This window comes from Clostridium sp. HMP27 (assembly GCF_000765165.1).
Lineage (GTDB): Bacteria > Bacillota > Clostridia > Clostridiales > Clostridiaceae > Clostridium_AK.
In genome coordinates this window covers 52,375-67,082 of sequence record NZ_JMFY01000012.1, presented here as the reverse complement: position 1 = coordinate 67,082, position 14,708 = coordinate 52,375, and the positions used below count along the sequence as shown (strand labels likewise).

The 14,708-nt window shown below is 32.8% G+C and carries 12 protein-coding genes; 1 reads left to right on the top strand and 11 read right to left on the bottom strand.

Going from position 1 to position 14,708, the window contains the following annotated elements; translation table 11 throughout:
* Window positions 1–41: 41 nt before the first annotated feature.
* The 9 genes from sulP to DP68_RS05665 all read right to left on the bottom strand — a co-directional run bounded on the left by sulP (window position 42) and on the right by DP68_RS05665 (window position 10,593).
* A complete protein-coding gene (sulP, locus tag DP68_RS05705; protein WP_291547613.1) occupies window positions 42–1,649 on the bottom strand; it encodes a sulfate permease in 1,608 nt (535 codons plus the stop codon).
* 225 nt (window positions 1,650–1,874) lie between these two features.
* On the bottom strand, window positions 1,875–2,765 hold the full coding sequence (locus tag DP68_RS05700; RefSeq protein WP_035307314.1) for a glycine betaine ABC transporter substrate-binding protein: 891 nt from the start codon (window positions 2,763–2,765) through the stop codon (window positions 1,875–1,877).
* A 146-nt stretch (window positions 2,766–2,911) separates the two neighbouring features.
* A complete protein-coding gene (locus DP68_RS05695) occupies window positions 2,912–3,733 on the bottom strand; it encodes a proline/glycine betaine ABC transporter permease (RefSeq protein ID WP_035307312.1) in 822 nt (273 codons plus the stop codon).
* The gene (locus DP68_RS05690; RefSeq protein WP_035307309.1) at window positions 3,730–4,917 is read right to left on the bottom strand and encodes a glycine betaine/L-proline ABC transporter ATP-binding protein; all 1,188 of its coding nucleotides are present in this window, start codon (window positions 4,915–4,917) and stop codon (window positions 3,730–3,732) included. Before DP68_RS05690 ends, DP68_RS05695 begins: the two co-directional genes overlap by 4 nt.
* 224 nt (window positions 4,918–5,141) lie before the next feature.
* Complete coding sequence (locus DP68_RS05685; RefSeq protein WP_035307306.1) at window positions 5,142–5,774, bottom strand: TrkA C-terminal domain-containing protein; 633 nt, start codon at window positions 5,772–5,774, stop codon at window positions 5,142–5,144.
* A 52-nt stretch (window positions 5,775–5,826) separates the two neighbouring features.
* The gene (locus tag DP68_RS05680) at window positions 5,827–6,930 is read right to left on the bottom strand and encodes a Ger(x)C family spore germination protein (protein WP_035307303.1); all 1,104 of its coding nucleotides are present in this window, start codon (window positions 6,928–6,930) and stop codon (window positions 5,827–5,829) included.
* The gene (locus tag DP68_RS05675; protein WP_035307301.1) at window positions 6,927–8,018 is read right to left on the bottom strand and encodes a GerAB/ArcD/ProY family transporter; all 1,092 of its coding nucleotides are present in this window, start codon (window positions 8,016–8,018) and stop codon (window positions 6,927–6,929) included. The genes DP68_RS05680 and DP68_RS05675 overlap by 4 nt, the downstream gene beginning before the upstream one ends.
* Window positions 8,019–8,028: 10 nt before the next feature.
* Complete coding sequence (locus DP68_RS05670; protein WP_052085663.1) at window positions 8,029–9,492, bottom strand: spore germination protein; 1,464 nt, start codon at window positions 9,490–9,492, stop codon at window positions 8,029–8,031.
* 3 nt (window positions 9,493–9,495) lie between these two features.
* On the bottom strand, window positions 9,496–10,593 hold the full coding sequence (locus DP68_RS05665; RefSeq protein ID WP_035307296.1) for a GerAB/ArcD/ProY family transporter: 1,098 nt from the start codon (window positions 10,591–10,593) through the stop codon (window positions 9,496–9,498).
* 196 nt (window positions 10,594–10,789) lie between these two features.
* Here DP68_RS05665 and DP68_RS05660 point away from each other — a divergent pair, with 196 nt between their 5' ends.
* Window positions 10,790–11,671: an SDR family oxidoreductase gene (locus DP68_RS05660; protein WP_035307294.1), complete on the top strand. Its 882-nt coding sequence runs from the start codon at window positions 10,790–10,792 to the stop codon at window positions 11,669–11,671.
* Window positions 11,672–11,749: 78 nt separating this feature from the next.
* Here DP68_RS05660 and DP68_RS05655 read toward each other — a convergent pair whose 3' ends face one another.
* Window positions 11,750–13,051 carry an acetyl-CoA hydrolase/transferase C-terminal domain-containing protein gene (locus DP68_RS05655; protein ID WP_035307291.1) on the bottom strand — a complete coding sequence of 434 codons (1,302 nt, stop codon included), beginning with the start codon at window positions 13,049–13,051 and terminating at the stop codon, window positions 11,750–11,752.
* 268 nt (window positions 13,052–13,319) lie between these two features.
* On the bottom strand, window positions 13,320–14,693 hold the full coding sequence (locus DP68_RS05650; RefSeq protein WP_035307288.1) for a membrane protein: 1,374 nt from the start codon (window positions 14,691–14,693) through the stop codon (window positions 13,320–13,322).
* Window positions 14,694–14,708 lie beyond the last annotated feature (15 nt).

Here is a 14,708-nt window from a genome sequence, read left to right as displayed (position 1 = left end):
TATACCAAATGTTTGAGCTTTATGTAGTGATTAACTCGGCGCTATGCTACGAACTCCATTGCTTCATCCCTACTTTCAAATACGCAATCTTTCCCAATCAACTCTATAAAGCCCATGTTTTCTAAAACACTATATGGCTGCTCCTTTACATTTGCAAGCAATACTTTTACCTCATGCTTTTCACATCTTGCATACAATCTCTTTAAAGCATCCATTCCAGTAGCATCAATACTTGTAGCATTTTTCATATCTAATATAAGTACATCATAAGATTTGTTTATTTCATTCATAACTTCTAAAAATTTGTGTACTATCCCAAAGAAAAATGGTCCATTTATTTCATAAATTAATATTTTATCACTACGATTAGTGTTTTCTACAACTTCATCTTCTTCACTGCAATTTTCACATATAGAAGTCTTTATAGTTGTGGTATCTGCTATTCTCTTCATAAATAAAAACATAGCAAGCACCATTCCAATTTCAATTGCTACTACTAAATCAAATACAACTGTTAATAAAAATGTTAATACAAGTATCACCATATCGCTTTTTGGTGCTTTCATAAAGGAATAAAAAGACTTCCATTCCCCCATATTATAAGAAACAATAATCAGTATTGCAGCCAATGTTGTCATTGGTATAAGCTTTGCAAGGGGCATAAATACAAGCATTATTAAGAGCAAAGTTATAGCATGTACAATTCCTGATATAGGGCTTCTTCCTCCATTTTTTACATTTGCAGCTGTTCTAGCTATGGCACCAGTTGCAGGTATACCTCCAAACAACGCTGATACAATATTTCCAACTCCTTGAGCTACAAGTTCCATGTTGGAATCATGTTTCCCACCTATCATACCGTCAGCTACTACCGCTGAAAGTAATGATTCTATAGCCGCTAAGATAGCTATGGTAAATGCAGGTCCTATAAGCTCTTGAATAGTACTAAAGCTAACTAAACTTATAGAAGGCATAGGTATTGATGAAGAAATATTACTGTATCTACTTCCTATAGTTTCAACAGGCAGCTTAAAAAGACTTACTGCTGCAGTTGCAATTACAAGTGCTATTAGTGAGCCTGGTATTGTCTTATTTACTTTAGGCCATAAAATCATTATCCCCAAAGAAATTAATCCTACTAATAATGTAGGCATATTTATGGTGTTAAAATGCTGAAAATAAGTTTGCCATTTAGGAATAAATTCTGCTGGTACACTTTCAATTGAAAGTCCTAAGAAATCCTTAACTTGTGTAGAAAGTAGTGTGATTGCTATACCTGATGTGAATCCTATAGTTATAGGGTGAGGTATGAATTTTATTATGCTTCCCATTCTAGCAAGCCCTAAAATTATGAGTATCACTCCCGCCATCATAGTTGCTATAATAAGTCCTTCTATTCCGTGCTTTTCAATTATTCCATATACAATTACTACAAATGCTCCTGTAGGCCCTCCTATTTGAACTCTGCTTCCTCCTAAAAAAGAAATAAAAAATCCTGCCATAATTGCAGTTATAAGTCCTTTTTCCGGAGACACCCCAGAAGATATTCCAAGAGCTACTGATAATGGTAATGCTACAATTGCAACTATTATCCCTGCAACTATATCCTTTAAAATTCTCTCTCCAGTTAGCTCCCTTCTCTGAAACATTTTTAATAATTTGGGTTTCACGATATATTCCCCCTAATTTTTGTATTTTTATTCACTTTTATTGTATCATAAAATTGTTCGCATATTATTTTTTTAGTAATAATCCCAATATTGCGAAAATAACCTTCTCTCTTTCTTTTTTATTCTTTTTATAACGGTAATTATTCAAAGGTAAAATGGCAGGTAGTTTTAGTCAAACTACCTGCCATTTAATTTGCCCTTAAGCTATTTTTTTGGTATCCATGAATTTACTACATCTTCATTATTGTTCATCCATTCCTTTGCAGCTTCCAATGGCTTTTGACCATCTGCTATAGCTGCCATTAAATCTCCAAGCTGCTTTTCGTTCATTGTAAAGTTCTTTAGGAATTCTGCCACTTCTGGCATATCCTTATCTAATTCAAGTCTTGCTAGTTTATGAATGTCTTCCGCATCACCATAAACCTTCTTTGAATCTTCTAAGAACTTTAAATCCCATTTAGCAAACTTCCAATGTGGAGCCCATCCTGTTATAACTATAGGTTCTTTTTTATCTATAGCATCTTTTAACATTGTAAGCATAGCTGGCTCACTGCCTTCCATAAGCTCCATATCAAGTCCATATTCTGAAACAGCTTTTTTACTAGTTTCCATTATACCTGCTCCAGCATCTATTCCTATTATCTTACCATCAAATTTATCCTTATTAGCCTTAAGTTCCTCAATGCTATTTATATTTACATATTTAGGTACTACAAGACCTATTTTAGCCCCTTTAAAACTAGTTCCTAAATCCAATAATTTATCCTTATATTTATCCATATAACTTTTGTGAGTAACAGGGAGCCATCCATCTAAAAATGCATCTGTATCCCCTTCTGCAAGGGATGTAAATATTACCCCTGGATCTGCCTCTGTCATTTCCACTGTATATCCCATTTTTTCTTCTAGTACAACCTTTGCAAGGTTTGTCATAGCTACACCTTCTGCCCAGTTTACGTAGCCAAGTTCTACCTTCCTAGATGAATCTCCGCCTTTACCTTTATTTGACGCCCCACAGGCAGCTAATGACACCGCAGTTATCGCTCCAATAGACATCAATGCAATTGATTTTAGTATACCTTTTCTTAATTTCATCAAATCACTCCTTTTATTATGGAAATTCAGTTCGCTGAATTTCTTCCTTTTTATTTTTAGCTTATAGATATTAGCCGTTTTTAGCGAAATTAACCGCTTTCCTAGGTACAAATCCTATACTTGAGGTTCAACATTATCATAAAATATTACGCAGTTTTTCCAAGAGATTGAGTTATCCTATCCAGTATCATTGCAAGAATCACCACTGCAAGTCCACTTTCAAAACCTGTACCTATTTTCAACTGAGTTATCCCTGTTAAAACTTCTCTTCCAAGACCACCTGCTCCTATCATGGCTGATATAACTACCATAGATAAGGATAACATTATAGTTTGATTCACTCCTGCAAGTATTGTAGGAAGCGCTATAGGAAGCTGAACTTTATACAGCATTTGGCTTCTAGTTGATCCAAAGGACTTAGATGCTTCTATAACTTCCTTTGGTACTTGTCTTATTCCTAAGTTTGTAAGTCTTACAGCTGGCGGCATAGAAAAGATTACAGTAGCTATTGCCCCAGGGACCTTTCCCATACCAAAGAAAAGTACTGCTGGTATTAAATATACAAAGGCTGGCATGGTCTGCATAAAATCTAAAACTGGTCTCATAATCCTATTCATTCGATCATATCTTGCTGAAAGTATCCCAAGTGGAACACCTATAATAAGCGCTAGTAGTGTAGATACTAAAACTAGAGATAATGTGCTCATAGTCTGACTCCAAAGTTCCATGCTATTTATAAAGAAAAGCCCTAAAAAAGTAAATACTGCTGTTTTTCTACTAGCCATATAATATGCTAGCGCAGTTATTAAAAGTATAACAACTAAAGCTGGCAGCGCAGTTAGTATTCCTTCTAATCCATCTATTAAAAACTCACTTATCATCTTTATTCCATCAAAAAAAACTTCCAAATTTGATTTTAACCACTCAATGATGACCTCAAAATAAGGTCCTATATGAAATGTCATTATCTACATTCCTCCTCTCCTATGATTCCTGCGATAATTGTAGATCTTTTAATTATTCCCAGCATCTTATTTTCTTTATCTACCACAGCTATTGGATATGATATATCCTTTGCTATAGGAAGAAGCTCTGCTATTGAAGTCTCTGGAGAAGTTATAGCTACTTCTTTTATTATTATATCTGATATATCTCTCTCTCCTTTTTTATAGCTTTCAATAGCATCATCAATTTTTACTATACCTTGAAGAATCCTATCTTTATCTATTACATATATACTTGAAATTCCTTGCTCTTCCATAGCCCTTGCTGCTGCCTTAGGGCCATCTTTTGTTGATATAATTACATTTGTTCTTTGCATTATAGCACCTGCTGTCATAACCTTAGTTCTATCAACATCTTGAGTAAACTTCCTTACGTATTCACTTGCAGGATTGGCCAGGATATCCTCAGGAGTTCCTATTTGTTCTATTACTCCGTCCTTCATTATTGCAATTCTATCACCTAGCCTTAACGCCTCATCTAAATCATGGGTGATAAATATTATAGTTTTTCTCATTTTAGATTGAATCTCTATCATTTCTTGTTGCATATCCTTTCTTATTAAAGGATCTAACGCACTAAAAGCTTCATCCATCAAAAGTATCTCCGGCTCTGTAGCAAGTCCCCTTGCAAGTCCTACCCTTTGCTGCATACCACCACTAAGCTCATGAGGCATTTTTTCTTCATATCCCTTAAGCCCTACAAGCTCTAATGCTTTATAAGCCTTTTCTGTTCGTATTTTTTCGTCTATACCTTGTATTTCTAATCCAAATTCAACATTTTTACATACAGTTCTATGAGGTAATAACCCAAAGTTTTGGAATACCATAGCCATTTTCTTTCTTCTAATTTCCCTAAGCTCTTCTTCTTTGCATTTTAAAACATCTTGTCCGTCAATTAATATTTCTCCAGAAGTTGGCTCTATAAGCCTATTTAAGCATCTTAAAAGAGTTGATTTACCGCTTCCCGACAACCCCATAATTACAAAAAATTCACCTTCATTGACTTGAAAACTTGCATTATTAACTCCTACAGAATTACTCGTCTTTTTTAATATTTCTTCTTTATCCATACCTTCTTCTAGAAGGGGAATAACCTTTTTGGGATTTTTACCAAATATCTTATATAAATTTTTAATTTCTATCTTCATAAATAACATTTTCTCCTTCCATTATTATGAAACAACTTTTTATCATCATCAAGTTGTCTTATGCAACAACTTTATATTATCACTAAGTTGTCAGTATGTCAATAAAAAAAGATAGCTTTCTAAGTAAAATATGGTTAATTTTTACTTAGAAAACTATCTTTTTATATGCATATATGATAAAACTATTAATTGCATAAACTTAGTTTCAATATCTAGAACCCTACTTAATAATTATCATAGTTTTCTAGAAACTTTCTTATTCTTTCGCTTACCCATTCATCTCCAACTGCCAGTATTATATCTCCTTGAGTAAATACTAGATATGGTCCCGGAGAAATAAGTATTGTATTTTCCCTTTTAACTCCAACTATAGTTGCTGCAGTGTTGTACCAAAATTGTACTTCTCCAACGGTTTTTCCTATTATTTTTGATTCTATTGGCACTTCAATTTCTAGTATTTCTACTAAATTTGTGCTCTTATATCTATAAGAATATTCAAGTATTTTTGAATTTACTTCTTGTATCTCCCTTTCTATTTCATCCCTTTTATCTGTTAAATTTTTTAGTGAACTTCTTAGGTCACCTATATGTTCCTTTTCTTTAAAACTATCTATAAATTGCAGTGCATTTTTAGACGACTTTACTATAACTCCTATACCCTTGCTTACCTCCACAACCCCTTTATCCTCTAAAAGCTTCATGGATCTTCTTATAGTTTCAGGAGATACATTATACTCACTTGCCAGTATAGATCTGCCCTTTAAAGTACTTGCTTCCTTTAGAGAGCCTTTATATATTCTTGAAGCTACATCAACTGCAATTTTTATGTATCTAGGCAGTTCTATTCTATCCGCCATTTTAAAAACCTCCAAATGTATATATGTTTAAGCAAATAGATTATAGCACAAATTACTCAGTTTTTCCTCCTATAGAACCTATTTTAACTTTTACATCTACATCTATTTGGGCGTTTTTAAAGTTTTCATTGCTTCCATAGCCACTTAATCTTCCATACTTAGCTACTGCATATTTACTTAAATCCAGCCAATCAACTCCATATGATTGCTGGACTTTTTTTATCTCTCTCTCTAAATCCTTCTTTAGTACTTTCTCGAAATCTTTCTGTATCTCCTTAACTTCTTTTTTTGTTATAGTTTTATTAATTACAGTGTTAACTTTCAAGTTTCCTTTAAGCGTTACACTTATTGAATACTTTAAATTCTCTTCTTCCTTGGAAACCTTAACTTTCCTATTGCTTGTAAAATATCCTTCGTAATAAGTATTTTTTTCTGGGAGGTTCACACTTAAATGCCCCTTTGTTCCGTTATTTCTTAAAAGGTTTATAAGCTTTGCTTCCCCTAAGTCTACAGAAGTTATCATTCTATCGGCATCAAATAGTGCAAGTCCTGTTACTTTAACTCTATTTTCCTCTATCCCAAGATAAGGAAGTATAATTTCTCTTGCTTCTTGATGATACATTTCCAATACATCACTAATTCTGGCATCTTTACTAAAGAAACTTTCTTCCCAAGCAAATTCTAAAGTACCATGAACATCTTCTGCCATGGTTGAATACGCCTTAGGTTCTAAACGAAGCAATTGCTCTGACGCCTGCTTACAAACAGCTACTGATGCTCCTCTTCTTCTATCGGCATCTCTCATCATTGCATCAATTATATCCTTAATTCCATACTCCGCTCTTTCTTTTCCTATCAGATATACTAATTCACTTCCTATAATCCACTTTCTGCTGGACTTGGATTGAAGCTCATCTTGAGTGCTGTATATGGACTTTCCTGGTCCTGTTACTACTTCATGATCAATTTGCTGCTGTCCTCTAAAAACAAATGTTTCTGACGTATCTCTATATCTAACCATTACTCCATCACTTTCCAAATCATGGCCCAAACCCACAATTATCCCCAGCCTTTCTTGTGGGTATCTATCATAGCATCCAGAAAATAGAAAAACAAGTGTTATAATTAACCCTATCCATATACTCCTTTTCATCATTTTGTCTCCTCCTTATAATTCTTTTTCTTAATTAAAATAGTTATGGAGGTGATGATTCCCCAGGCTAATCCTACTATTATTAAATACGGAGTAAATTTGCCTACAACTTTCACTCTATTATGTTCTGGTATTAACAAAAAACTTAGTGGTATTAATACGGCTGTTATAACGATACAGCTTTTTTTATAACTTATATTAGTTATTTTAGATAAACAAAATGATGCTGCAAATACCTCACATGCAAGAATCCTAAATATAACCAAACTCCATATAGTCATTACTACCGTTCTGGCATTTTCAATTAAAGGTATTTCTAAACTTGATGATATGAATAAAGGGGGATACGAATATTTGGCTGTCATTTCCCAGCCTATACACAAAATAGTTACAAACACATTTATACTATATAAAACTATAACTGTTAGTACACCATAAATTCCATGATTTTTGGTATTTCTTTTATTAGTTATAAAGGATATAATCACATAGCTAAGCTCCACCCCTGCATATGAATATAAACTGTCAGGTACAGCAGCTAATATGTTTTTGAATGAACTAAAAAATGGCATCACATTTGTAATATCACCTTGAAAAAGAAGAGATATTGGCATAATTGTAAAAACCATTACCAAATAAAACACTATTTCACATAGTCGCGCTACTATATTAAGTCCATTTATAGCAGTATATAAAGTTAGCATCATAATAGTAACTATACTTACATACTTCGGTAAATAAGGAACTAGTACTGCAGTTATTACATTTATATATCCAGATATTATACTTAAGTTAGAAAAAGAAAATACTAAAATAAATATTGTAATTATTATGTAAGATAATAACTTTCCATATAACTCATTATTTATCTGCCAAAAGTCATGGTGATTCATTTTTTTATCAATAAAGGACGCCATCATTACTATAATTACTGGGTATATCCCCCCAATAATTACTGATACCCATGCATCTTGATAAGCATACTTGGCTACACCTCGACTAAGCGTTAACACTCCTATAGCAATCATAGAGCTTTGAACAACTGCCATATACTGATTTTCGGTTATTTTATTATTAGTTGCTTTATCCACAATTACCCTCTTATTGTTTCTTTTTATTTTCGTTTAATTTAAATCCCGCTGCTCTTGTGTTTAAATTTTCAATTTTAGTTCTAATTAATGTATCTTTTAATCCACTAAATCTTAATGGTGCTATAGGCGAGAGATAAGGAACTCCATATGAATCCATTTTCATTAGCCTTACTACTATTAATTGTATCCCTATTAAAAGCCCCAATATACCTAATAAAGCAGTTGAAATAAGCATGGCAAATCTTAAAAGTCTTATTGAAAGCACCATATCATAATTAGGAATAACAAATGTACATATAACTGTAATAGCAATAACCACTAAAGTTGTAGGACTTACAATTCCAGCTGCAGTAGCTGATTGCCCAAGTATAATACCTCCTATTATACTCAGTGTTTGACCTACAGGAGTTGGTAATCTTAATCCCCCTTCTCTAAGCACCTCAACTACTATCTCCATCATAAGTATTTCTACAAATGGAGGAAGCGGAATATCAAGCCTTGATCTTATTATTATCTTTGACAAGTTTAGCGGTGTAAGCTCACTATTATATTTAAGAAGTATAAGATATATGGATGGTAAAGTTAAAATAATTACTAAAGCTAGAAGTCTTACTGCTCTATCAAAATTTGCTAAAAGCAGTCTGTTCCCATAATCCTCAACTTCCTGAAAAAATTCCATAAAAACAACTGGCATTATCATTACATAAGGTGAACCTTCTACTATTAACACTGCTTTTCCCTGAAGTATATCTGACACTGCCTTTGTAGGCTTTTCGGTAGTTTTTGATTGAGGGAAAATTGAATACGGAAACTTTTCTACCAATTGCATTACAACACCCGGCCCTAAAACTTGAGGCATTTTTACGGAACTTAAGTCATCCTTTATCCTTTGTAAAATTTGTTTATCTATAGCATTATCTAAATACATTAAAACTCCATCTGCTTTATTTTCTTCGCCAAACACATATTTATCAATTTTTAAATGTTCATTTTTAATTCCCTGCTGTATTAAGGCTATGTTTACACTTAAGCTTTCAATAAATGCTTCTTTCCCGCCCTTTATTACTTTTTCAACTTGAGATTCTGTAATAGATCTATGCATAGGACCTGCTGTATTACAAATTATAGCCTTATCTTCATCTCCAATTAAAACAGCACATTGTCCATGCATCAGTTCACTAGCTATAAAATTTACATCCTTTGTTATTTCAATTCCACTTGATACAATAAACTTTTTAGCTACAAACTCCACTTTGTTTACAACACTATCTATTGACGATTGCACCTGAAACAACAAAGGGTATATTACATTACTTTCCAAATACTCCTGCTTTACAAGAGTACTTATATATAAAACAATACAAGGTACTCCGTTCTTAATAACTAATTCCCTTTTTACAAAATTATAATTTAGAGGAATATTAGATGAAATTATATCTACATTGGTATTTAAATTAGATTTAAGCTCAATCATTAATTAGTTCCCCCTTTTATAGAAATTATTAGATACTTTTTTATTTTTAATTATAATAATTATGGAAGTTATTATTCCCCACAACATTCCAAGTCCCACCATATACGGAGTAATCTTATCTATAATATCTGCTCTGTTGTATTCAGGAATCATAAATATACTCCCAATTGCTGATAGAATTATAGCAATCAGTACACTTGCTTTGTATTTTATATTAAAGGCCTTTGATAAGCAGTATGCTGAAGCAAATAAATAGCACACAAGAATTCTAAATATAACAAATGCCCATAGTACCATTAATGTTGTTCTAAGGTTCTCAATTATAGGTATTTCTAAAATAGAAGCTAAAAATAAAATTGGATATGAATTTTTTGAAGTTATTTCCCATCCTAAGCTGTAGATGATTACAAATACATTTGATGCATATACAAATATAGTAAATAAAACTGCCTGCATACCCGCCTTCTTCGTATTAGTTTTATTACTTATAAAATATATAACTATATAGCTTAATTCTATTCCCGCATATGAATATAAACTATTTGGTATAGCTGAAATTATATTCTTAAAGGATGAAAAGACTGGTCTAACATTTATTATATGTCCCTCAACTAAAAATGAAATCATTATAATTACCAGTATTATCAATACGTAAGATACCATCTCACATAATCTTCCGACCATCGTAAGACCATTTATAGCTGTATAAAATGTCATTAAAGATAAAATAACTATTATCATATAAGGAGATATAAATGGAATAATTACTATTCTTGCTACATTACTAAATCCAGAAATAACACTGGCCTCAGAAAAAATAAATCTCATAGAAAAAATTATTAATATTATTTTAGATAAAACCTTCCCATATATCTTATTATTTATTTTTTCAAAACTATAGCCATTCATTTTTTTATCAATAAATGATGCTAATAATACTACAATTATAGGATATACGCCTCCAAGGATTACAGATATCCACGCCTCTTGATATGCACTTTTACTTACAACCCTAGATAAGGATAATATTCCTATAGCTATCATAGATGCTTCTACAATCGATCTATATTGATTTTCTGTTATTTTGTTGCTAATATCCATATTTTCTGCTTTCCTTTTAGTTATAATTTATTAAAATTAACAAACTATTCATTTCCATTTATTTTTCCCCTAGAAATTAAACATATGCAAAAATTTACACTACTTACTTAGGAATATTTCAAGAAAGTATTTTAAATAATAAATAGGTAGTATTTTAATAGGATAAACAATAGAAACCATACGGAGGTATGCTAATATGAGTGATATGCAAAACTTCATACAAAACTTCCCTAAACAAATTCCACCTCAGCATCAAAATATACATCCTGGAATTGAAAAGGATATGAATCCAAAACCTATTTATGATAACCCTAATTACAAGGGATCAGGAAAACTTCAAGATAAAGTAACACTTATAACCGGCGGGGACAGCGGAATAGGAAGAGCTGTAGCCATTTCCTACGCCAAGGAGGGCTCGGATATTGCAATAGTATATTTTAATGAACATCAAGATGCCGAAAAAACTAAAGAAGCTGTTATAAAATGCGGAAGGCGCTGCATACTTATCCCCGGTGACATTAAAAATTCTGCGTTTTGTAAGTCTGCAGTAATACAAACTGTAACAGAACTTGGAGGATTAGATATTTTAATAAATAATGCTGCAGTTCAGTATGTACAAAATACTATAGAAAATATTACAGATGCTCAACTTGAAGAAACCTTTAGAACTAATATATTTTCTATGTTTTATTTAACTCGTGAGGCTCTTTCTCACATGAAAAGAGGATCATCTATAATAAATACAGCTTCTATTACAGCCTATAAGGGACATGAACTTCTTATAGACTATTCATCAAGCAAGGGTGCCATAGTTACTTTTACCCGATCTATGGCAATTTCGCTAGCATCTCAAGGAATAAGAGTAAATGCTATAGCACCGGGTCCTATTTGGACTCCACTTATACCTTCTTCTTTTGACACCAATAAGGTAAAACAATTTGGTTCAAATACTTCCTTTGGAAGACCAGGTCAGCCTGTAGAGCTTGCCTCAGCTTATGTATTTTTAGGTTCTGACGATGCCTCCTTTATAACTGGAGAGATTATTCATGTAAATGGAGGAGAAATAGTTAACGGATAAAGTATAGGATTTTAGGCTGTATCTATAAAATAACCCTAGAGATCATTCTACTTCATAGATTGGTCTCTAGGGGATTATTTAAAATTTCATCTTAAATCTATTCTCGAACTCTTCCATTAAACTTAATCTAAATTTAGGGTGTGCAATGTTGATAAGTTCCCTTGCTCTATCCCTTAAAGTTTTTCCTTTAAGTCTTGCTATACCGTATTCAGTTACTATATAATCCACATCATTTCTTGATGTAGTTATAGCAGCCCCTTCGTCAAGTAGCGGTACTATTTTTGATATTGTTCCTTTTGATGCCGTTGAAGGTAGTGCCATGATAGATTTTCCATTCTTACTCATATTGGCTCCTCTTACAAAGTCAACTTGTCCTCCAACCCCACTTATTTGTGTAAGTCCTACACTTTCTGATGCAACTTGTCCAGTTAAATCAACTTGTACACAAGAATTTATAGATATCATATTATCATTTTGCATAATGATATACGGATCATTTACATAATCTACAGGATGTAATTCAACCATTGGATTATCATCTATAAAATCATAAAGTCTCCTTGTACCCATAAGGAAAGTTACAATCATCTTTCCTGGATTGATAGTTTTTTTCTTGTTTGTTATAACTCCAGATTCCACAAGCTCTACTACTCCATCAGATATCATCTCTGAGTGTATTCCTAAATCCTTTTTATCTTTTAAAAATAAAAGTACTGCATCTGGAATGGCTCCAATGCCTAACTGAAGAGTCGCCCCATCTTCTATAAGTGATGCACAATTTTCTCCTATAGCTTTTTCAACATCAGTTATCTTAGGAGGCTTTAATTCTATTAAAGGGTGAGATGATTCTACTATATAATCCATATCGGAAATATGAACAAAACAATTTCCTAGTGTTCTTGGAAGCTTATCATTTACTTCTGCAATTACAAGTTTTGCACATTCTGCAGCAGGCTTTATATAATCACTAGAAACCCCAAGACTACAATATCCATGTTTATCTGGAGGAGTTACTTGAATTAAAGCTACATCTACAGGTATATAACTTCTTTTAAATAAGTTAGGTATTTCATGAAAAAAACATGGGGTGTAATCTGCTCTTCCAGAAGCCACTGCATCCCTGGTTCTAGCTCCAACAAACAAAGCATTGTGTCTAAAATGCTTTTCCATGCCGATATTTACATATTCCATCTTACCCATAGGCAGCATATGAATAATCTCAACATTTTCATAGCCTTCCTTATTTTTTACCATAGCATCTACTATTGTGGATGGCTCTGATATAGCATGTCCAACAACTACCTTGTCTCCTGATTTAATTACGCTTACAGCTTCTTTTGCAGAAACTAATTTAGCATTATAGAGTTCTCTCCAATCCATGTAAACATCACTCCCCCTATACTTACATTAATATAATAAATTGTATTTCTTTTTGAATTTTATGATAAGTCTTCCTTACTTATTCTTTAATTTCAAAATAATTTTCAACTTTAAATTTAAGGTTCTAATTTAACGGGTCATTATTAGCGAAATAACATAAAAAAGAAGCTGGCATAAAATTATACCAACTTCTTTTTAACTTCTATTTTTCTCTGGGTGTACATCCATAAAATGGATATACCTCTGGAGTGATCCCAATTATCTACTGTTAGTCTGCTAAGCTTCTAGTTTGATCATCAAATACAACTACGTCATACTCTGGCTTATTTCCAAGCTGAATTAATAAGCAAAGTATTATACCTGTAATAAGTCCCCATGCAGCTCCTCTTGTGGCAAGTACCGCTCCCATAACACCTGCTATTCCTAAGTCATTAAATGTACGAGCTTTCATAACACCTACTCTTACAGAAACATAACCTTGAATAAGCATCGTAGATGCTAGTGCTATTCCAAGTATTGGAGTAACAAGACTTACTATTGGAAGCAAGAAATATCCTGTAAGTGTTCCAAATCTAAAGGATCCTGCTCCACCATGTAATGAATCCATAGCTTCACGTCCATGTTTATATCTTTCGCATACAACAACTTGCATTGCTGCCCAAAGTGGTCCACACATAGTTACATCTGGTCCAATTATAGACATTAATATATTTCTAAGTCCAAATACCATATGTGATCTATTTGGATTATAATCTACGTGTTCATCTTGTCTAATTCTTTGTGAATCTTCAATTAAAGCTTGTGATTGAATCATATCACCAAATAATACTATATAAGCTGAAAATACCATTGGAATACTCTTTATAAACATCTCTGCAGATGGAAATCCTACTGCGAAGAATGTCCATTCTGTCCATAATGCATGGAAATCTGGTTTTGTGATACCCCATTGGATTTGTGGCCATGGAGTTTCTCCAACTAATGGTCCTATAACAACTGCAAGAAGTATAATAGGTAATATTCCTAAATTCGAAATTATTTGCAAAAGCTTTGTTTTATGACTTATAGATTTAAAATGATTTGAGAATAGAAGGTAAAATCCTAGTCCTATACATATAGTAATAGTTATTGGAAATGTATCAAAACGTGCACCTTTTGTAAATATCATGTTTACAGCTGCAACACCAGCACCTAAAATTATTCCTGACTGCATTGCATTTGGAACAATTGAAACTATCTTTTTACCAAGTCCTGTAATACCCATTACAAGGGCTAATGTTCCAAGCATTAATTCAAATGCTATAAGCGCTTGCATTCTTTCAGGACCCGCCTGGAAGTCCTTTACATATAATATTAATAACGGAATTGCAGGAGTTACCCATCCTGGAACTACTGGATCTCCTAAAAATATATGAGTGCAGTACAATATACCATTTAATACAACTACAGCCATTGCTACTTCAAAAGGCATTCCTAGTGCATCTTGAAGCATTGGAATAGCACTTAAACAAACTGCACACATTATAAGTCCTTGTATATAATCTGCCCATTCAAATTTGTAATGAATAAATGGAATTCTGATTTTAAACGGTCCCGCTGGAATATAAGGTTGTTCTTTTCCATACTCTCTTTGTAGAGCCATGATTAATCCTCCCCG

Bases quoted from the DNA above. Each gene is read 5' to 3' on its own strand.
- sulP (WP_291547613.1), bottom strand. From the start codon at position 1,649: ATGTTTCAGAGAAGGGAGCTAACTGGAGAGAGAATTTTAAAGGATATA.
- DP68_RS05700 (WP_035307314.1), bottom strand. From the start codon at position 2,765: ATGAAATTAAGAAAAGGTATACTAAAATCAATTGCATTGATGTCTATT.
- DP68_RS05690 (WP_035307309.1), bottom strand. From the start codon at position 4,917: ATGAAGATAGAAATTAAAAATTTATATAAGATATTTGGTAAAAATCCC.
- DP68_RS05685 (WP_035307306.1), bottom strand. From the start codon at position 5,774: ATGGCGGATAGAATAGAACTGCCTAGATACATAAAAATTGCAGTTGAT.
- DP68_RS05680 (WP_035307303.1), bottom strand. From the start codon at position 6,930: ATGATGAAAAGGAGTATATGGATAGGGTTAATTATAACACTTGTTTTT.
- DP68_RS05670 (WP_052085663.1), bottom strand. From the start codon at position 9,492: ATGATTGAGCTTAAATCTAATTTAAATACCAATGTAGATATAATTTCA.
- DP68_RS05665 (WP_035307296.1), bottom strand. From the start codon at position 10,593: ATGGATATTAGCAACAAAATAACAGAAAATCAATATAGATCGATTGTA.
- DP68_RS05660 (WP_035307294.1), top strand. From the start codon at position 10,790: ATGAGTGATATGCAAAACTTCATACAAAACTTCCCTAAACAAATTCCA.
- DP68_RS05655 (WP_035307291.1), bottom strand. From the start codon at position 13,051: ATGGATTGGAGAGAACTCTATAATGCTAAATTAGTTTCTGCAAAAGAA.
- DP68_RS05650 (WP_035307288.1), bottom strand. From the start codon at position 14,693: ATGGCTCTACAAAGAGAGTATGGAAAAGAACAACCTTATATTCCAGCG.